Origin of the sequence: Maribacter hydrothermalis (genome assembly GCF_001913155.1) — a bacterium.
GTDB lineage: Bacteria > Bacteroidota > Bacteroidia > Flavobacteriales > Flavobacteriaceae > Maribacter > Maribacter hydrothermalis.
On record NZ_CP018760.1, the window covers coordinates 1,160,772 to 1,180,493 of the forward strand.

17 protein-coding genes and 1 tRNA gene are annotated in these 19,722 nt (G+C 33.6%); 13 read left to right on the top strand and 5 right to left on the bottom strand.

Annotation, left to right across the window (positions count from 1 at the left end; genetic code table 11):
- Positions 1 to 19 precede the first annotated feature (19 nt).
- Positions 20 to 907, bottom strand: a complete 888-nt coding sequence (era, locus tag BTR34_RS05005) for a GTPase Era (protein WP_068484417.1) — start codon at positions 905 to 907, stop codon at positions 20 to 22.
- 88 nt (positions 908 to 995) lie between these two features.
- Between era and BTR34_RS05010 the strand changes: the two genes are divergently transcribed.
- The 6 genes from BTR34_RS05010 to BTR34_RS05035 all read left to right on the top strand — a co-directional run bounded on the left by BTR34_RS05010 (position 996) and on the right by BTR34_RS05035 (position 8,988).
- Positions 996 to 2,111, top strand: coding sequence for a hypothetical protein (locus tag BTR34_RS05010; protein WP_157483822.1), 1,116 nt, complete (start codon positions 996 to 998; stop codon positions 2,109 to 2,111).
- Positions 2,112 to 2,140: 29 nt separating this feature from the next.
- Positions 2,141 to 3,313, top strand: a complete 1,173-nt coding sequence (locus BTR34_RS05015) for a fibronectin type III domain-containing protein (RefSeq protein WP_074472107.1) — start codon at positions 2,141 to 2,143, stop codon at positions 3,311 to 3,313.
- Positions 3,314 to 3,385: 72 nt separating this feature from the next.
- Entirely contained in the window at positions 3,386 to 4,336 is a 951-nt protein-coding gene (locus tag BTR34_RS05020; protein WP_074472108.1) for a hypothetical protein, read from the top strand.
- Positions 4,337 to 4,396: 60 nt separating this feature from the next.
- Positions 4,397 to 4,987: an RNA polymerase sigma factor gene (locus BTR34_RS05025; RefSeq protein ID WP_068485125.1), complete on the top strand. Its 591-nt coding sequence runs from the start codon at positions 4,397 to 4,399 to the stop codon at positions 4,985 to 4,987.
- Positions 4,988 to 4,995: 8 nt separating this feature from the next.
- On the top strand, positions 4,996 to 5,736 hold the full coding sequence (locus BTR34_RS05030) for a tetratricopeptide repeat protein (RefSeq protein ID WP_157483864.1): 741 nt from the start codon (positions 4,996 to 4,998) through the stop codon (positions 5,734 to 5,736).
- Positions 5,737 to 5,745: 9 nt separating this feature from the next.
- Positions 5,746 to 8,988, top strand: a complete 3,243-nt coding sequence (locus BTR34_RS05035) for a CHAT domain-containing protein (protein WP_068485127.1) — start codon at positions 5,746 to 5,748, stop codon at positions 8,986 to 8,988.
- A gap of 338 nt (positions 8,989 to 9,326) precedes the next feature.
- On the opposite strand, the gene BTR34_RS05040 is transcribed toward BTR34_RS05035, so the two are convergent.
- Entirely contained in the window at positions 9,327 to 10,685 is a 1,359-nt protein-coding gene (locus BTR34_RS05040) for an alanine/glycine:cation symporter family protein (RefSeq protein WP_068485128.1), read from the bottom strand.
- Positions 10,686 to 10,879: 194 nt separating this feature from the next.
- On the opposite strand from BTR34_RS05040, the gene BTR34_RS05045 reads away from it, so the two are divergent.
- From BTR34_RS05045 to BTR34_RS05060, 5 genes are all read left to right on the top strand, one after another.
- Positions 10,880 to 10,952 (top strand) — tRNA-Met (locus tag BTR34_RS05045).
- Between the two features lie 54 nt (positions 10,953 to 11,006).
- Positions 11,007 to 11,666, top strand: a complete 660-nt coding sequence (locus BTR34_RS19075; RefSeq protein ID WP_235843220.1) for a site-specific integrase — start codon at positions 11,007 to 11,009, stop codon at positions 11,664 to 11,666.
- 207 nt (positions 11,667 to 11,873) lie between these two features.
- Positions 11,874 to 12,326, top strand: a complete 453-nt coding sequence (locus BTR34_RS19080) for a site-specific integrase (RefSeq protein WP_235843222.1) — start codon at positions 11,874 to 11,876, stop codon at positions 12,324 to 12,326.
- Complete coding sequence (locus BTR34_RS05055) at positions 12,319 to 13,062, top strand: hypothetical protein (protein WP_068485129.1); 744 nt, start codon at positions 12,319 to 12,321, stop codon at positions 13,060 to 13,062. Before BTR34_RS19080 ends, BTR34_RS05055 begins: the two co-directional genes overlap by 8 nt.
- A 37-nt stretch (positions 13,063 to 13,099) precedes the next feature.
- A complete protein-coding gene (locus BTR34_RS05060; RefSeq protein WP_157483866.1) occupies positions 13,100 to 13,522 on the top strand; it encodes a hypothetical protein in 423 nt (140 codons plus the stop codon).
- Between the two features lie 31 nt (positions 13,523 to 13,553).
- Here BTR34_RS05060 and BTR34_RS05065 read toward each other — a convergent pair whose 3' ends face one another.
- Complete coding sequence (locus BTR34_RS05065) at positions 13,554 to 13,952, bottom strand: hypothetical protein (protein ID WP_068485131.1); 399 nt, start codon at positions 13,950 to 13,952, stop codon at positions 13,554 to 13,556.
- 89 nt (positions 13,953 to 14,041) lie between these two features.
- On the opposite strand from BTR34_RS05065, the gene xerA reads away from it, so the two are divergent.
- Complete coding sequence (gene xerA, locus BTR34_RS05070) at positions 14,042 to 15,172, top strand: site-specific tyrosine recombinase/integron integrase (RefSeq protein WP_068485132.1); 1,131 nt, start codon at positions 14,042 to 14,044, stop codon at positions 15,170 to 15,172.
- A 435-nt stretch (positions 15,173 to 15,607) separates the two neighbouring features.
- Here xerA and BTR34_RS05075 read toward each other — a convergent pair whose 3' ends face one another.
- Entirely contained in the window at positions 15,608 to 17,170 is a 1,563-nt protein-coding gene (locus BTR34_RS05075) for an IS1182 family transposase (RefSeq protein WP_068485162.1), read from the bottom strand.
- Between the two features lie 217 nt (positions 17,171 to 17,387).
- Here BTR34_RS05075 and BTR34_RS05080 point away from each other — a divergent pair, with 217 nt between their 5' ends.
- Positions 17,388 to 18,242, top strand: a complete 855-nt coding sequence (locus BTR34_RS05080) for an FRG domain-containing protein (RefSeq protein ID WP_068485821.1) — start codon at positions 17,388 to 17,390, stop codon at positions 18,240 to 18,242.
- Between the two features lie 116 nt (positions 18,243 to 18,358).
- Here the strand turns inward: BTR34_RS05080 and BTR34_RS05085 are convergent, their stop codons facing one another.
- Positions 18,359 to 19,327 (bottom strand): transposase, encoded by a 969-nt coding sequence (locus BTR34_RS05085; RefSeq protein ID WP_074472109.1) that lies wholly within the window; start codon positions 19,325 to 19,327, stop codon positions 18,359 to 18,361.
- Positions 19,328 to 19,722: the final 395 nt, after the last annotated feature.

Genomic DNA, 19,722 nt, shown 5'->3' on the forward strand with positions numbered 1-19,722 from the left:
GAAAAAATGGAGAATTGTGTTATTTATTATATCCAAAACGTTTTAACTGTCTAGAATCGCTTCGCCAGTTTTTGTTCACTTTTACATATAATTCTATATGAACTTGTTTACCAAAAAACTTTTCTAAGTCTTTACGAGCTTCAATACCAACACGTTTTAATGCTGCACCTTTATGGCCAATAATAATGCCTTTTTGAGAATCTCGTTCTACCATTATCACTGCTCGCATACGTATAATATCTTCATCTTCAAAAAACTCCTCCGTTTCTATTTCAACTGCATACGGAATTTCCTTTTTGTAGTTTAATAAGATTTTTTCCCTTATTGTTTCGTTAACGAAAAAACGCTCTGGCTTATCCGTTAATTGATCTTTTGGATAATACGCTGGGGAATTTGGCATTAATTCTATTATACGCTCAAAAACCCCTTTAATATTAAAATTAGAAAGTGCAGAAATAGGATGCAATTCTACGTTTGGCAACATTTCTTGCCAGTACTGAACTTGTTCTTCTAATAATTCTTGTGTTGCCGTATCTACTTTATTCAGTAATAAAAGAACCGGAATTTTACTATTCTTAATTTTCTCAAAGAATGCTTCATCTTTTAAAGCCTTCTCCCCTATTTCCACCATATAAAGCAGTACATCTGCATCTTCAAAGGCTGATTTTACAAAATCCATCATACTACTCTGAAGCTCGTATGCTGGCTTAATAATACCTGGGGTATCCGACAAAATCATCTGAAAATCATCACCGTTTACAATACCCAAAATACGATGTCTTGTTGTTTGCGCTTTAGATGTAATAATGGATAATTTTTCACCCACAAAGGCATTCATTAACGTTGATTTACCAACATTAGGGTTACCAATAATATTTACGAAGCCTGCCTTATGTACTTGTTCCATACTACAAAGGTAGCATTTAAGCGACAGGTATTGATGACATTTCTTTTCATATTCTATGTATTGGTATAAATCTTTTAATCCTATACCAATGAGAACTTGTTTTTATTCTTTTTTAAGTTACATACTATGTATTATTTATTTCTCATGTGGAGATTTGGATAAACAAAGTAAAGACCTTGCCCAAGAAACAATTGAGATAAATGGACAAACCTACACACTCAAAAAAAATGTAACCGTTACAAATGCTGTAAAGTCAATAAAACCAAATAAACCTGAAATTATATTTCATGAATTACGCGACGAACAAAGAAATATGGCTATGGCCTACCTACCGTTACCAGACAATTGGAAAATAAAAGATCAAGTTGATACTGATGGGGTGGTTGCAATAGCACCAAACAATATTAAAGTATATGGAGAACGTTCAAACAACTTTGTTTTTTCTCAATTACCAGGATTCAACCAAATGATTTTAAATCAAGGGGAACAAGTAAAACCCTTAAAAAACATCAATCAACTAATAAAAGAGGACTTTACACCTTTGTTCGAGAAAGATGGTTTTAAGCTTATTAAACAATACGCCTTACCTAACCAAAAAGCGTACGATGAAAATTACGAGCAATTTGTTTTTAAACCCGTACCCATGCAAAAAACATTTGAAGTAATGGCTGCAGAATGGGAACATACTAATGGTACCATGTCGTTAGTAGTTATTAGACAATACATAAGCTATACCCAAGAAGCCTGTTATTGGGGCTATAGAGTTAGTGGAATAGAGGCACCCAAAGCTCATTTCGAATCTGCAAAAACCAACTACTTATACACCTTAGCAAATACAAAATTTAACCCACAGTGGCTGCAAACCTGTTATATGGAAGACGCCCAAACCTCAGCCAGAATGAATAGGATTCATGAAGATAGAATGATGCAATTAAGAGCAGAAGGGCAGGCTATTATTGAACGTGGCAAAGCACATAGCGCTATGGTAGATAATAATCACAAAAAATGGATGGATGCTCATTTAGAACGGGAGAATATAGCTAACCCTACAAATGGGCAAACATACCAAGTTGATGCCGGCAGTAAAGAATATTGGATGAATTCCTCAAATGAGTACATCTCCTCAAATAATGTATTGTACGACCCAAATATGGACAAGGCTGTAAATACTGAATTGTGGACAAAAATGACAATCAATAATTAAAATCCCACAACTTTTAAAACTAAATAATCATGAAAAATTTCAAACCTTTTTATTTCTTAATAGTATTCTCTTTTTTGCTTGCAAATTGTTCAAAAGATGAAACAACTGATTCACCAGAAAACACTAATCCTGGTCCTTTTTCGGTAACAATTTTAGAAACTCGAATGGACGGCGCTAACATTGGATGGACGCAATCTGTCGATAATGATAACGATACAGTAACCTATTCAATTTATCTAAATAGTCAACGTGTTTCAATCGGTGGCTCGGCCCTAGCATACAACTTTACGAATTTGAACCCTGATACAAATCATGAAGGGCATATTATTGCAGAAGACGGTAAAGGAGGCACTACACAAGTTAAATTTGCTTTTAAAACCGAACCAAGCATTGAGGAGGAAACCATTGACAACCCCGACCTAGAACTTATCGGTGGCCAAGGTGCTTTTACCATTACACCTGGTAGCGGAATAATGAGCGAAGAAACTTCTGTAAATCTCAGAATTATTTTTGATGATTTTAAAACACAAATTCCCAATGACTCCATAGATTATAGAATTGAATGGAAGACCAATGGCGCCTTCGGTAGTTTTGAAACCGAGGTCAAAGAGGCCGCTATTTTAGATTTGGATGGTATTATATATACCAGCACCAATACGGCAACTACCACAGGCGAAGAAAAATTTATGGCCACCTTATATTCCAGACCAAAGGGAAGTACTGAAGCATTTACTCTAAACGGCTCTGCGCTTACCAGCTTATCTATTATAAATGAGCCCAACAAGAAATATTTTATTTTAGATGATATCTTTTACATTGAAAAACATTCCGATGAAGAATGTATAATTTCTACTAATCCTATCGTAACAGCACCTGGTATTAGAAATTTATTGAACAACTCCTTTTTTGTAAATAAAATAGAGAATGCAACTAATTATTCTTTAACGGTTGCAAGTGTAAAAGATGGTGATGGTTACGAATATGGTGGTCGTAGTTGGAGTTGGAATAATAATTCTACCCAATACCCAAATGATGGTGTGGACACAACTGATGAAAATGGCGACCTAATTACTCTTAAAGGCGATTTTGAACTTTATATATACGGTGGAGCTATAAATATATGTAATGAATCGTATGATGCTACCGTAAGCAGACTAGCCGCAACACAAGCAACAAGTCAACTAACCGTGACCTTAGAGTAAATAAAAAAAACAACCGCTAATAAAAATTAGATTCCAACGAAAAATTTTTAGTATCAATTAAAACCTAAAAACATGAAAACACCTTTATTATTTATTGCACTCTTGGTTATTTTAAACATAGGGTGCACCAAAGATGAAACGCCAATAAAAGAGGAGCAAATAGAACAGGGAGAAGAAAAAGGCGAGGAAGAAACTGAAGAAGTAGAAGAAGAAACCATAAACAATCCCGATTTGGAACTTATAGGTGGCCAAGGAGCTTTTACAATTACCCCAGGTAGCGGTATCATGAGCGGAGACACTTCAGTGAATCTCAGAATTATTTTTGATGATTTTAAAACACAGATTCCTAATGATTCCCTTGATTATAAAATTGAATGGAAGACCAATGGTGCCTTCGGCAGTTTTGAATCCGAGGTCAAAGAGGCCGCTATTCTAGATTTGGATGGTATTATATATACCAGCACCAATACGGCAACTTCCACCGGCGAAGAAAAATTTATGGCCACCTTATATTCCAGACCAAAGGGAAGTAGTGATGAATTTACTTTAAACGGCTCTGCACAGACTAACTTAACAATTAGTAACGACCCTAAAAAGAAATATTATATTATAGAAGACACTTTCTATCTTAAAAAATTTATCGATGAGCCTTGTGGTGATAATCCAAATAGTGTTAGAAACCTTCTTATAAACTCGTTTTTTGTCCCAAAGATTCCTGGAGCCAAAAGCTATAGTTTAAGTACCAACGAAATAGTACTTGCTAGTAGAGTACTTGATGATGGTAGCACCGTTTTCACCCGTTATGGTATTTTAAATTGGAATTGGAACAATAACTCCACACAATACCCCAATAGCAGTGCAGAAGGCACAACTGCTGATGGAACTCTAATAAACAATACTGCAGAATTTGAACTTCCTTTTATCCCAGGGGCTTTAAATCTTTGTCATCCTGATTATGCAGAAATTGTTGCAATTAGAGGGGCTTTAAATGGAATTGGTTATTTAACAGTAACCTTAGAATAAGAAATTACTTGTAACTAATTTAACATAAAAAGTGTATCTTTCTTTAGTCTATAAACGGCTATGCATAAGAAAGATACACTTACCAAAAACTATAGTGAGCAGGAAGAGTTGATTAAAGCAATTCATAATAACAATGAGTTATTGCTTAAAAAGCTATACCAAGATAACTACTACAAAACAGAAAAATACATTTTACAAAATAGTGGCACATTAGCAGAGGCAAAAGACATTTACCAAGAGGCATTTATTGCCGTTTGGGAAAATGTACAAGACAATAAATTTAGCCCAAAAAATAGTACTGCATTAAACGGATATATTTACACAATAGCCAAAAACAAATGGTTAGACCAATTAAAGTCTACCTATTTTAAAAAGACACATAAACTGGATAAATATGACCATAAATTAAAAAGTGAACCAGATACAGAATTTGAAGAAAATGAGCTTGAACAAGATTCAAAAATTAACAAAGTTGTAGTTCAATTTAAAGCTATTGGTAAAGAATGTCAACAACTATTAACGGTGTTTTACTATGACAACAAACCGCTTAAAGAAATAGCTGCAAAATTAAAACTTACAGAAGCATCAACTCGTAATAAAAAATACCGTTGTTTGGAAAAGCTACGTGCTTTGGTACTCAAATCAAATTAAACCCCGAATTGGAAGAAAAAAATAACATATCTCAGGAGATCTTAGAAACCATAGAAAGGTATCTCAAGAATGCTATGGATGCTAATGAACTAGCGTCATTTAAAATAGAAATGGAGAAAAACGCTATTCTACAACAGCAAGTTGAAGAAACTAAAATTCTTATTTCAGGAGTAAAAAGAGCAGCCAAAAAAAACAAGTTAGACGAATTTCATAAAAACCTTTCCAAGCGCAATACATTAAACGAACAAGATGAGTCCATTTTTAAATTCAACTTTAGAACGCTATCTATAGCTGCCTCTATTTTAATTTTAGTTGGCGGATTTTGGTTTTTTAATAGAACACCGCAAAATGAAAAATTGTTTAATCAGTATTTTGAACCAGATAGAGGTTTAGCCACGACCATGAGTGCCACAGACAAATATAATTTTGAAGACGCTATGGTAGATTATAAAAATTCAAAATATGATTTGGCCATTAAAAAATGGGAGGTTTTGTTGAAGAATAAACAAGAAAATGATACGCTAAACTACTTTTTAGGTTCCGCCCAATTAGCAAATAAAAATGAAATAAAAGCCATTCCATATTTTACTAAAGTAATTGAAAACAAAGAAAGTATATTTTTAAATGAGGCCTATTATTATTTAGGACTAGCTAATCTTAAGGCTAACAAAATAAACGAAGCAATTTTAAATTTTAAACAAAATAATTCCCCCAAAAGTGAAAAAATAATTTCTGAACTACGTAATTAAAACCGATTTATGGGGTACATTTTAAAAAAAGCGAGACTCATTTTTTGGGGTGGCCTTCTATTATTGTTTGCAATTCCAGTTTACGCTCAAAAAGATACCCTTAAGGGAGTTGCACTTATTGATAAATATTTGCTCGAAGATAAATTAAAACAAGCTGACTCTATTCTAAATGAACAGCTCTATTCCTATACTAGTCAAAACTTAATAGATTCTTTATATGCTTACCCATACTACGTAGGCAAAATAGCCCAACTTAAAACCAATACAAATGAAGGCACACAAAAGGCCACAAATTTTGTAAATAGAATTGTAGCGAGTTCTACCAACAATACTACCCTTTATAAATCGTACAAAAACGTATCAGATTTTTATGATGCTCTTGGGCTTAACAGTGAAGCATACAATGCCTCTAAAACAGCATTAAAATATGCGCTTGAAGTAAAAAACATAAAGCCAGAAGAAATTGCCTTAATGCGATCCAACATGGGTTATAGCGCTTATAGTTTAAACAATTTCTCCGAATCAAAACAATTATATGTACAGGCTACAAAAGAATATGAATCTTCTAAAACTACTAAACCAGAAGCCCTAGCAGACGCATACAACTCAACTGCAACACTTATGTGGCACTTTAATAAACTAGACAGTGCACAAATCTATTACGAAAAAGCGATTAAAACTATAGATAAAGGAAACTCTGATAAATACTATAAGCTTTATTTAATTTCAGTAACCAAAACAAATATTGCCTTATTAGAAGAATCTAAAGGAAATGTATCCACATCTATTTCTATTCAAAAAGAAATAATTAATTCCCTAGATAATGTTATTATAAATACCAATGATCAAACAACAAAAGAGCGATCAAAACGCATACAATCAATTGCACTTAGCAATTTAGGTGCAACTTATTCCGATTTAGGAAACTTAGTCCAAGCATATGAAATTGAAAAACTAGCGTATAAAAAAAAGAAAGAAGCTTATGAGCCTACGGACATTCGCATTGCTAATACCATATTAAATATAGCTATTGCAGAATTGAATTTAAAAGAGTACGACAAAAGTATTAATACTTGCAATAAAATTATTGAGGAAATAGATAAATCATCTGGTGATTATTTGGTCTTAAAAGCGAATGTTTTAAATGTTAAAGCTCAAAATTATCTTAAAAAAGGTAATATTAATACCGCACGGGATACGTTTTTAGCATGCGAAAAACTCTTTGCCAATGAAAAACCTACGGAATATACGCAGGAGCATTTAGACTTTCTAATTACTTATTCTCAGTTTTTAGCGAACGAAAATAGCACTGAAGAAGCTATTTTAAACGCTAAAAAAGGGTATAATTATGTGCACAAATACGGAGGAAGTTCCAATTTATCTATTTTAAAACAAATTATAAATGTAGGTCAGGTGTACTATACACTTGGTAATTATAACGAAGCAGAAAAATGGGCTACAGACGGTATTTCGTATATAAATAATCATATTACCAATGTCAACACAACTTTAGATTCACTTCAACTAGAATTTAAAAAACCCCCTGTTACGCTATTAAAATTAAAGGCTGCTTACAAAAATGAAAGTGTTCTAAGCTCGCTAAAATTAGAACAAATAGCTGCAAAACTTAATCAACTAACTCAACTATTAGAAAAACAAAAATCTACTGTTTTTAACAATAACGATGTAAATGCCATTATTTTAGAATATAATCAGGTAATCGATTTTTCAAAAAAAATACAACTTCAGTTATATGAACTTACATCGGATGAAAAACATTTAAGAACTATGTTATCCTTACAAGAATCTGGTATGTACTATAAAATTCGCTCGAGATTAAATTTAAGGCATAACTTCGATTTTAATAATGTCCCAAAAGAAGTTACCGCTAAGGAAAAGACATTAAAAAATAAATTAGAAAACTCACTCACAGATACCGATAATCTTAATATTTTTTTTGAAACTAGTGAAACATGGGCAACTTTTTTAGACTCTCTTAAAACAACTTTTCCTAGGTATTACAAAATGCGTTACGCAACCATCGGTCAGTCTCTGAACAATATCAAAAATAGCATTCCTAGCAATACTACCGTGGTTAGATATTTGTTTATTGAAGACCAATTATACGCGTATTTAGTAACAAAGCATAAAGAGAAATTAGTTCCTTTAGATTATTCAGATGTTGAAAATTATATAGTATCTCTAGGAGAAAATCAATCGGACATAAAAAAAACAGGTGCTATTATAAATATGCTTTATAAAAAATTATGGCAACCCTTTACTAAAGATATACATACCAAAAATGTTATTATTGTCCCCGATGGAAGTTTATATAATTTAAGTTTTGACATCCTTACCAGTGCGAAAATAGAATCGTACAAAAATCTTGCTACTACTAGTCTTTTATCACAATATAACATTAGTTACAACTATAGTTTATACTTGTTAGATACAACCACAAATTCTAAAATTTATGAGAATAGTTATGTTGGTTTTGCTCCTGAATTTAATGATGAAATGAAGGATAATTACAAAATAGCTATTACAGATACCACAAAAATAGATCAAACCTACCTAAAGCTTTTACAACAACCTTTTAATGTGGGATTAACAAAGTCTTTTGGAGCTATTTTTGATGGAAATTATTTTATAAACGAAAATTCTACGGAGCAAATTTTTAAAAATAATGCTAATGAGCACAAAATAATTCATATTGGAACCCATGCCGAATCTAACAATATTAGCCCAGAACTTTCTCGATTAATTTTTGCCAAGGATATTTCAACTAATTCAATTGAGGATGGTTCTTTATATACTTATGAAATTTATAATACAAGTTTAAATTCCAATCTAGCGATCTTAACAGCCTGCGAAACTGGTAAACCCACATACCAAGCGGGTGAAGGAATGATTTCTTTGGCACATGCTTTTAATTACGCCGGCAGCGAAAGTATTTTAACAAGTCTCTGGAAAATTGACGAGCGCTCTAGTGCAGAAATTATTGAATCTTTTTACGAGAATATTAGAATTGGGAAACCTAAAGATGAGGCGCTTCGTTTAGCAAAATTAAACTACATTAAGAATACCGATGGGCGCACCCTTGCTCCTGAATACTGGGCCGGACTTGTTTTAATGGGTGATTCTGCACCAATTAAAATGCAAAACAATACAACTTGGTGGATTTGGATTTCAGTAGCTCTATTACTATTGTTAATTGTTGTTATTCTGGTTAAAAGCTTGCGTACTACTTAATTATTTTAGCACCTTTTTAAATTTAAAAGGCCGGTTAACCCGACCTTTTATTTGCACTTTAGTAATTTCCCCCGAAAAAAAGTGCATAATTCTTCCCAATTTTATATATCTATTACTACATCGCATTAAACACAAAATGTCATCAATTAAATTAATGACATCGAATATTTAGATAAGAGTGAGTTTAATCTAAATAGAAAAATCTTAAGTATAGATTTAAAAATGAGCCCGACTATTTAAAATTTGGGCTTAGGATAATACTAATGGAGTATATAAAAAATACCTTTATATTTTAATAAAAATAAGGGTTGCCAAATAAAATTTGAAATTCAGATAAATCAAGATTTTTTTAATGACGCAAAATATACCTTTGCCCTCTCATTAACCTTTGGAGCCAATAAAAGTACGGCAATCATATTCGGTATTACCATAAGGGCATAAGACAAATCAATTAAGTTTTTAACCAACTCTAATGACGCCACTGCAGCAAATACAATCATAATTACAAAATACCAGTTATAGTACTTCCCAATTTTGGCATTGGTTAAAAATGACAGCGATTTTACTCCGTAATACGAATATGTAAATAAAGTAGATAATGCAAAAGCTGTTACAATAACCATTAATAGAATATCTCCCCAACCAAATAGCGTGGTTTCAAATGCCGATAAAGTCATAACAATACCGCTAGAATCTTCTAAATATGCTCCGCTTAAAATAATTACTATTGCAGTAAATGTACATACTAGAATAGTATCAATAAACGGACCTAACATGGCAACAAGACCCTCGCGAATAGGCTCATCATTTTTAGATTGTCCATGGTACATTGGCGCACTACCCAAACCTGCTTCATTAGAAAACATAGCTCTACGAACACCTATTATAACCAGACCCCAAAATCCGCCAGTGGCTAAAGACTTAAAATTCCAAGCCTCTGTAATTATCATTTTTAAGGATGGAAGAATTAGTTCCGAATTGAGTGCCATTACCACTATAACCGCTATGAGATAAACAGCTACCATAAAAGGAACAATGGCAGATGCCACTTTTGCAATATTCTTTAAACCTCCAAAAATTACCAAAGAAGTTATAATTGCTAAGATAATACCTATGGTCCATTTCCAATTTTCATCACTCATTTCAAATAAGGTCGATGATGGCTTTACTACACTCATAAATGTCTCGGTAAACTGATTGGCGGTAAAAACTCCTAAAAACCCGAACAAACCACAAGCAGCAAAAAATATGGCCAAGGGTCTAGCTTTTTCACCTAAACCTTTGGTGATATAATACATGGGACCACCTTGCAAATTACCATCAGAATCTGTTCCTCGATACATAATTGCCAAACTACATGAGTAAAATTTAATACACATACCAATTAATGCGGTCATCCATATCCAAAAAACTACACCCGGACCACCATCATGTATGGCAATTGCCACACCCGATATATTCCCTAAACCTACTGTGGCCGCCACTGCGGCAGATAAAGCTTGAAATGAACTTACATCACCTTTTGAATCTTTATTATCGTATTTACCAGCGGTAATAGCAATAGCATGTCCAAAAAAACGATATGGCAAAAATTTAGAATAGAAAACAAGAAAGAGTCCGCCCCCTATTAGCAAAAGAAACATTGGCCACTCCGTAAAAGGTAGTGCACTAGCTATAAAATCATTTATTGTATCCATAATATTGCAAAAATCCGAAGTTATGGATTTAATGTTTTTTAATAGATAAAGCTTTCGAAAAATATTCTTTAAATAAGTTTGGAGTTTAGCTAAAATGTATTGTATATTTGCAGCCCGCTACAAATAGTAGCGCACCTTTATCTCGTCAGCTAAATGACCTGAAGTCGAAAGACAAGTGAGATAAAAACCCATATCGCGGGGTAGAGCAGTAGGTAGCTCGTCGGGCTCATAACCCGAAGGTCGCTGGTTCGAGTCCAGTCCCCGCTACTAAGTTTAAAGTATTTAAAAACAACGGTTTAGTTTTCGCTAAACTGTTTTTTTATGCCTAATTTTAAGGAATTAGTTACCTTTGAATACGAAAATGAATACGAAAGCGCATACGATTTGTCTGTAAAGAGAAACTTCTCCATCCCAAAAATATATTCTGCGAACGGCGATTTAAAACAACGCTGGTATGTCTATTTTTCTTTTCGTGACCCTAAAAGTGGAAAATTGAAGCGGCAGACTCCTTTCTACGGAGGTGCAAATAAATATAAGAACAAGGAAGATAGAATGTCCGTATTGGTCATATATAGAAAAGTTTTATTGAGACTACTTAATAAAGGTTATAATCCATATTCCGATAATCTAGAGCTACACCAGTGTTTAACATCTAAAAACACTGTAGCCAATAATTTAAATTTACCAGATAAGCATTTACCGAAATCCAAACCCATATCGGAGAAACCAAAAATGACGGTTCAAGAGGGATTTAATTTTGGAATCAAGCTTAAAGAAAAATTGGTTAGCTCTAGTACTAAAAGAGATTATGAAAGTAAAATAAAGAATTTTTTAGGTTGGCTTTCAATTAATCATCCTGAAATTAAGTTCATATCTCAACTAAATAAGAAACTTGTCGTAGAATTCTTAAATGATGTTTTGGACAGAAATAGCGCACGAACAAGAAATAATTACAAAACCGACCTCAGTAGTATTATATAAGTACTTGTCGATAATGAAATCATAGAACAAAATTTCGTAAAGAAAATACCTAAATTAAAATCTACACCAGAACGTAATAAAACATATTCCCAACAAATACAAGAAGATATTTTTGAATATTTAGAAGTTAAAGACTCAATTCTATTACTCTATATAAAATTTATCTCTTATAATTTTTTACGCCCAATTGAAGTCTGCCGACTTAAAGTGAAAGATATTGATATAACAAATAGACGCATACAATTTAAAGCAAAGAACAGCCCATTAAAAACCAAAATAATACCAGAGTTATTATGGAACGATTTGCCAGACCTCACAAAATTGGATAAAGAAGCTGTTTTATTCACACCTAACAAAGTAGGTGGAACATGGAATACCTTGGTAGAAAACAGGCGGGACTATTTTAGTAAACGCTTTAGAAAAATTGTTAAGGAACATTTCAAATTAGGAATAGACTATGGTCTTTATAGCTTTAGACACACTTACATTACAAAAGTTTATAGAGCCCTGATGAAAGACTCTTCCCCTTTTGAGGCTAAAAGTAAACTGATGTTGATCACAGGCCATTCTTCCATGACCGCCTTAGAAAAATATTTAAGGGATATAGATGCAGAACTACCTGAAGATTACTCAACAATGTTAAAAAATGTACATGAATAATATGCCTTTGGAAATATTGTACAAGAACCTGATTTCAAGGCTGTGGGAAGAACTATTATTTTATATCCCTGACAATGAAATAACAAACGAATTTTTAGAAAACCATAAAGAAATAGAATTTGAAAAATTTCGTGATAAGATAATAATTATAGATTATTATAAGGGACCAACACTTTACGAATTAGGTAGAAATAATAACCAGATAATACTTAAAAGTAACACACTAAAAAAAAGTATACGTCAATTATTAAATGCAAAAGCAAATTCCAATGAACAGGAATTTAATTATATACTAGAATTATATTATGAACAGGTTGAGTGCATATATTTTATTACAAATTGGCTAAATGTAAATATAACCCAAGTACTACCACAAGAGGAAAGTATTCTAGGTTTATTTAAACTGCAATATAATTTCCACAAGTCACATTTTGAAACTATTCTAAAACAGTTTTATCCCGATATGCAATCTTTGCCGAAGGGTAATTTTAATATTGGAAAATCATTAGAGTCATCTTTACCTCAAATCACCAAACTATTTAATACTGAGAACAAACAAAAGATTATACCTGAAGCTTCAAATTTACAAGAAGATAGGCAGGAAAACTTACCCACTTCTATTAATAAGAAAGAACGGAAGAGGAATATTAAAAAACCCCCTATTATTTCAGATACAGAAGCAGAAACAATTTTATTAAAGCGGATTTTTAATATTGATTTAGAAACACATAAATAAATTATACGTAAATTAAACGTTTAATTTACGTATAATTATGATTAAAACTGAAATCTGTAAGTATTGTGGTGATGACTACGTCCCTAAAAGAAGAGGAGCACAAAAGTTTTGTAGCAACTCTTGCCGAAGTTTGAACTGGAAAAACAAACAACTGATTAAAGGATTGAAGGTGCCAGCTTTAAACTCTATCGATGAGAAACCTGTTTTAGCAGAAAACCCAAGTTTACAAGAAAAAATGTCTTTAGCGGGAATTGGAAATGCTGCCGCAGGAGCTGCTATTGCAGAAATAGCAAAAAACATTATTACTCCAAATGCAAACAAACCTGCTACTAAAAAAGATATTGATGACTTAAAGGCTTTTTTTAAAGCTCGTTATTATATAGTCAAAAATATGAATAGGGATATTCACGGGAGATCTGCATATTATGATATTCTTTCAGGAAATATAATTTATAAATAGTTATTTTTTAAACAACCAAAAACCTAACAGTTCAGTTTGTAAATTTTGAATTCTTAGCCATATAATCTTGCCATAAGATTAGAACATATTTATCCTTTCCATTTTCTTTTTTAGTTAAAAAGCCATACTCATAAATAAAAAAATAAACTTGTCCATTTTGATTTTTCCAATAATGTGTAATGAAGTTTGGGTTAAATCCTAATTCTAACAATACATTACTTCTAATTGTAACCTTGCCTCCTTTATTATATTCCTTAAGTAACTTACGGTTCAATTTCAGTTGATTATCTACTTTGTTATAAAAGCGCTCAGGATTATACTTTTCAATTTGGTATTGGTAAGCACTTTTACATTGAGGGTCGCAAAATTTCTTATCCGTCCTACCTCTTAATTCTTTACTACAATGACAACATTCCTTATATATTCTCATAAAACTAAATTTAAAAGTATATTATACGTATCCTATTCGTATAAGGTACGATTAAATCAATTGAATCAATTAGATTGCTAGAAAAAGCCATGGAAAAAGGCAGAAGCGTTACATTAAAGCATCTTCTAATTAAGGAAAAACGTTACATAGGTTTACAATTCAACACAGATAAAATTATTCATGCGCTTGTTAAGCAGTTACCAGATGTTAAATGGAGTAATAGCTTTAACATGGCTTACATTTTGAACACCAAACAAAATCTTAATGAAATATTCAAAATATTCAATGGTGTTGTTTGGGTTAATTGTAACCAATTTTTTGACAGAAACGTAGCCAAAGAACATAACGAGACAATCGATATTACCTGGTTTAGAAAAAGGGAGCTTCCAGCAACGTATCGCGTTTGTCCTTTAAGTTATTTAGATAAGTTAGAATTAAGGAAATATGCCAATAACACAGTAAAAACATATGTAAATTCTTTTGAAACATTCATAAATTACTACAACACTAAAGATTTAATATCTATTAATGAAAGTGATGTTAGAGGTTATATTTTAAAACTAATTCAAGAGGACAAATCCAATGCCTATATCAATACCGCTATCAATAGTATAAAATTTTATTATGAATCGGTTCTAGGTATGCCCAATAGGTTTTATGAAATAGAAAGACCTAGAAAACAAAAGAAATTACCCAAAGTTCTTTCCAAAGATGATGTTCTCAGCATCATTGCCAACACTAATAACTTAAAACACAAATGTATTATTAGTCTTCTATATTCCTCTGGAATAAGAAGAAATGAATTGGTAAATTTAAAAATCAGTGATATAGATAGTAAAAGGATGTTGATACGGATTGAATCTGCAAAAGGTAATAAAGACCGTTATACTTTGCTATCACATTCTTTATTGAAAGATTTACGAGAATATTATAAACAATATAAACCAGAAAAATACCTTGTTGAAGGTTTATATGGCAAGCAATATTCAGGTCAAAGTATTGGAAAAGTTGTACTTAATGCAGCTATAAAATCAGGTATTATAATTCCTGTAACTCCACATATGTTAAGACATAGTTTTGCTACCCATCTATTAGAAGCAGGTGTAGATTTAAGACAAATTCAGGTTTTATTGGGTCATAGTTCTAGCAAGACAACTGAAATTTATACACATGTTGCCACAACAACTTTCAAAAAAATAAAAAATCCTCTTGACTCTTAGAAATTTATAAAAGATATATATAACATTAATGTTATATATACTATTGTTAGCAAAAATATTCTAAGACGTCAAAATCTGAACTGGAATCGAGCTGGCTAAAAGAAATTTTTTTAAGGAAAATCTGTGATTTAAGTTCAAAACGCAATCGGAATTTATAAACGTTGCGCTGTTGGAATTGAAAAGTAAAACGCAAAGTTTGCGCAGTCAGAATGGAAAAACTAAACGAGCCAAACGTGCAAAAGATTTTACGAATATTATGGAATCGTAATGGAAAAAAGAATTTTAAAAGCTGAACGCAATTAGTCTTGCGAAACGTAATCTGGGTATAAAAAAAATACTTTTGCTAACAACGGTAACCGTTGCACAAGCTTAAATTCTGAATAAAATCAACATAATAAAGCCTCTTTAAGAGGTTTTATTATTACCGGTTCAGTATTAGAATGTCACTTTTTGATGCCTTAGGAATACTGAAAACATATCTTGGACAGTACTTTTTATAAAGACCTTAAAAGCAAGCTTTGCTAGCCCACTATTTGAACGTTTCAGTTCAAATTTCAGGTACTTCTTAAGGTTATAGGCGATTGCGGAGAGGTGCATCACCTTGTTGGCCTGTTCCAGACCTATCGTATTTATCTTGCGCATGCCCATGAACTGGGTGAGGGTACCGAAAACGGGTTCTACGGTGCTTTGTCGTTTACCCTTCATATACCTGCCCTGTGGGCTCTCGACCCTTGCGATGTTCCGTTCGTATTCCGCCCGATAATACGTGACCGAGAACTGTTTCTCGTTGACCTTTCCAAGGCAGCTTTCCATGATCGAGCAGCCCTTGCAGATCTTGCTCGACGCGCGGTACGCCTTCTTTTTGGTCTTGGTCCGGCTGTCAAGGAACACTTTTTTGAAAGGGATCACCTTGCCCTGTGGGCATAGATAATTGTCGTGTTCCCTGATGTACGTAAACCCATCGGGACCACCTTTATAGGTGCCATGCGGTGGAATGAAACTTTTTAGCCCTTGGTTTTCCAGAAATGCATAGTTCTCCCCGCTACTATACCCCGTATCGGCCACGCAGTTTTCAAATACCAGACCTTGTTGCCATAATCTTCTTTGCAAGCGTTGTACGATATCCTGTAATTGCTGGTTATCCTTTCCATCTGCATGGTACGCCCTGATGTCGGTTATAACATGATGCGCCGTGTCAACACTAAGTTGAGAAAGATAGTTCAGCTTTCTGGCCTTGCCGGGTTTCACACTTATCCTGGCATCGGGGTCCGTTGGGCTATAATGTGTTTTGTTACTGGTGTACTTCGCACCTTTATTACCTGCACCGGGTCTTTGATCCTGATCCTTCGCCCACTTCTTGTTACGGCTCTTTATCGCATTCAGCTCCTTTCCACTTGCGGTAATACTACGATCGCCCTTATCCGCTTTATTATCCTTGGACTTACGGTGTGGCACTTCCCTGTCCATGGCGCTGATCGCCCGTATCCGCACCAAGTGCTCCTTTAGTTCTTCCTCGGGCACTTTCAGTTCCAAGGTATCCATACTCGCGTTCGCCTTTACCGGTGCCGAATCTATCGCTTGGGTATGACCACTTACCATTCCCTTTTCTATACACAACTGTAAAATATTCGTGAACACTTCCTCGAAAACGGACTCTGGAAACAGTTGGCGTGTACGGCTTATGGTACTGTGCCATGGAAGTTCCTCATCAATGTCATAGCCTATGAAATAAAGAATGTCCAAGCGCATCGAACAATGCGCAATCAGTTTACGGTCGCTGATAAGGTTCTCCAGATAACCCACCAGACAAAGCTTGAAGAACACCACGGGGTCTATGCTCTTTTGACCGCTCTCCCCATAATAGGGCCGAGTCAACTTATAGAGGAAACCAAGATCAAGGGCGGATCCCAAACGCCTGTAAAAATTGTTCTTCGGTATACGTTCACTAAGTTGGAAACTAGCGAAAAGCTTCTCCTGGTACTCCTTTTTTCCCTGCATACAACAAGTTACGATCAAATGTCCGATCGGCAAGGATCAGAGCTCGATATTTTTTATATCTTGTGCAACAGGCACACCGTGTATAATTCATTGCTGGTTATAGCCTACTTACGAAAGTCCTCGCGGACTTTCTATCTGTGATTTATTTGCTAAATTTAGTGCTTAAACACGCAACGAAATCATACACACAAACGTTAGGCAAAATTAAAAAAACAGAATGGAGATAACAAAGCTATCGGAATTTACAGACGCATTAGTTAAAATCAATAGCGAAGAAGATAAGACTTTGTTTTTTCGCGGACATTCAAATAAAAAGTATGATTTAAAACCTACCCTTTACCGTCCAGAAAGATTTTACTTGTCAGAGCATAAAATTTTTAGAGAGGCAATATTAAATTGTCCGCAAGATTTTAAAGATTGTAAAAGTGCAATTGAAATACTTGTTAAAATGCAACATTACGGAGTTCCAACTCGAATATTGGATTTATCTCGAAATGCCTTGACCGCTCTGTTTTTTGCTTGCTATTCAAGGAAAGAAAAAGACGGAGAGGTTGTTATATTAAATATTCCAAATGAAGAAATTTGTTATTATGATAGTGATAAAATTAGCGTTTTATCAAATTTAGCGAAACAAGATATGAACTTTGCGTTCGAGTATGATGAAAATTTCGACTATGATAATCCTTTACACGTAAAATATGTAAATAAGGAATATTTCGGATATTTATTGCATTCGATTAAAGAGGAAAAACCTCATTTTCAAGATATAATAAATCCGAGACATTTAGAAAAAGTTATAGCAGTTCAAGTCAAATTAGATAATCCAAGAATTATTAAACAGAACGGTGCATTTTTAGTTTTTGGAGTAGAAAAGGAAAAGTCAAAATCTGCAAGTATTAAAGAAGATTGGGTTTTAAAACCAATGAATCAAAAAGTTATAATTCCTTCAAAATCTAAAGATGATATATTGAAAGAGTTAGAAATTTTGGGAATTAATTATAGTACTTTGTTTCCTGAATTAGATGACCAAGCTGATTACATTAAGAATAAGTACGATAATAACATTGCCTAACAAAGAACTGAGGTAAAAAACAAACAAATTCTTCCTTAATCTGAGACAATATTATTCTAGGCTCATAGATTCAAAAAACAGATTCTTGAGCTTTTTTTATTTCATTTTTCTGCTATTTATCTAGGCAATACAGAAACGTAAGTTTCATCATATGGTCTGCCAGATTTTGCGATAGCAAAAGACTGCTTTAATAGTTTGTTGGCAACGGCTATCAGTGCCAATTTCTTGCTCTTACCCTTGTTCACGATTCGCTCATACACATCTCTGCATGCCTTGTTGTGTTTACAGGCATTGAAAGAACATAGAAACAATAGATTACGAAGCTTTCTATTGCCGACCTTACTTATTCGCGCTCGACCTCTTACACTGCTCCCAGACTCCCGTATCGTTGGGGTTATACCTACATAACTACAAAGCTGTGCTGCTGTTTCGAACTTTCTGAAACCGTCAATGACAACAATTAAGAACAATGCAGTCTTTTGTCCTATTCCTGGTATTGACGTTAACAAGGTCAATTGCTCCTGTTGGTCCTCCTTTACCAATGATAGTATCTTTGACTCGATAGCTGCTACCTCTTTGTTCAGCTGCTTCTTGTTACGTATCAAGGAACGATAAACAAACTTTGACGGTATCCCCAAAACAGCTTCCCCATGTATCTTGTTCTTGGTTGCGGTACGTTGTTTTAAATAAGTATCCAATAACCGGAACAACTGTAAACATTCGCTCTGGGTATCCGTCAAGGCATTGTAAACAGGAACCTCGTTGATAAGGGCATATTCACATATAGCCTTGGCATCGCTCTTGTCCGTTTTTACCTTGGCAAGTTTCATTTGTATAAATCGCTTTATCGATAAAGGATTTACAACGGATACCAGTACTCCATTTTTGTAAAGAAACTGTGCAAGCCTATAATGATAGTAACCGGTAGCTTCCATAACGACCAATGAACCTTTGGGCAATTCCTTAAGGTATTTCTTGAATCCCATTACATTGTTCTTAAACTGGTCGTGACCTGTTTCACTACCATGTACATCAAAGACATCTTTACTGATGTCAACTCCAAAAGTTTCTTTATATTTATTCATAAGAAATGTTTTATGAAAGAACCAGCTACTTCTGCTCACAACAACTTGAAAACGAGATCTAAAGTCTCACAGAACTGAACGTGATCTAAGTAGTAAAAGAGAGAGGATTATCAATGTTGTCGAAGTCTAAAGCTTCACCGTATATAGTAACCTTAATTCTCTCTTCTGTTCTTTCTAGTTATATCAACAATTTACTGAGAATCAAACTTAAGATGTATATAAAACATAGCTATTACAGGCTTTTCGAGAGGTTTGTGTGTATTTGCAAAGACCGCCAAATTTTTAAATTTGGCTTTTTGAGAAAATTAATATAAAAAGAAAAATTTAAAAATTCGGCTCGTGTATAATCCGAAATGATAGCGACTTTTTACACGCTACGTTTCATATACGAGCCG

Coding starts and splice junctions, on each gene's coding strand:
- era (WP_068484417.1), bottom strand. CDS start 907: ATGGAACAAGTACATAAGGCAGGCTTCGTAAATATTATTGGTAACCCT.
- BTR34_RS05010 (WP_157483822.1), top strand. CDS start 996: ATGAGAACTTGTTTTTATTCTTTTTTAAGTTACATACTATGTATTATT.
- BTR34_RS05015 (WP_074472107.1), top strand. CDS start 2,141: ATGAAAAATTTCAAACCTTTTTATTTCTTAATAGTATTCTCTTTTTTG.
- BTR34_RS05020 (WP_074472108.1), top strand. CDS start 3,386: ATGAAAACACCTTTATTATTTATTGCACTCTTGGTTATTTTAAACATA.
- BTR34_RS05025 (WP_068485125.1), top strand. CDS start 4,397: ATGCATAAGAAAGATACACTTACCAAAAACTATAGTGAGCAGGAAGAG.
- BTR34_RS05035 (WP_068485127.1), top strand. CDS start 5,746: ATGGGGTACATTTTAAAAAAAGCGAGACTCATTTTTTGGGGTGGCCTT.
- BTR34_RS05040 (WP_068485128.1), bottom strand. CDS start 10,685: ATGGATACAATAAATGATTTTATAGCTAGTGCACTACCTTTTACGGAG.
- BTR34_RS19075 (WP_235843220.1), top strand. CDS start 11,007: ATGCCTAATTTTAAGGAATTAGTTACCTTTGAATACGAAAATGAATAC.
- BTR34_RS05055 (WP_068485129.1), top strand. CDS start 12,319: ATGAATAATATGCCTTTGGAAATATTGTACAAGAACCTGATTTCAAGG.
- BTR34_RS05060 (WP_157483866.1), top strand. CDS start 13,100: ATGATTAAAACTGAAATCTGTAAGTATTGTGGTGATGACTACGTCCCT.
- BTR34_RS05065 (WP_068485131.1), bottom strand. CDS start 13,952: ATGAGAATATATAAGGAATGTTGTCATTGTAGTAAAGAATTAAGAGGT.
- xerA (WP_068485132.1), top strand. CDS start 14,042: ATGGAAAAAGGCAGAAGCGTTACATTAAAGCATCTTCTAATTAAGGAA.
- BTR34_RS05075 (WP_068485162.1), bottom strand. CDS start 17,170: ATGCAGGGAAAAAAGGAGTACCAGGAGAAGCTTTTCGCTAGTTTCCAA.
- BTR34_RS05080 (WP_068485821.1), top strand. CDS start 17,388: ATGGAGATAACAAAGCTATCGGAATTTACAGACGCATTAGTTAAAATC.
- BTR34_RS05085 (WP_074472109.1), bottom strand. CDS start 19,327: ATGAATAAATATAAAGAAACTTTTGGAGTTGACATCAGTAAAGATGTC.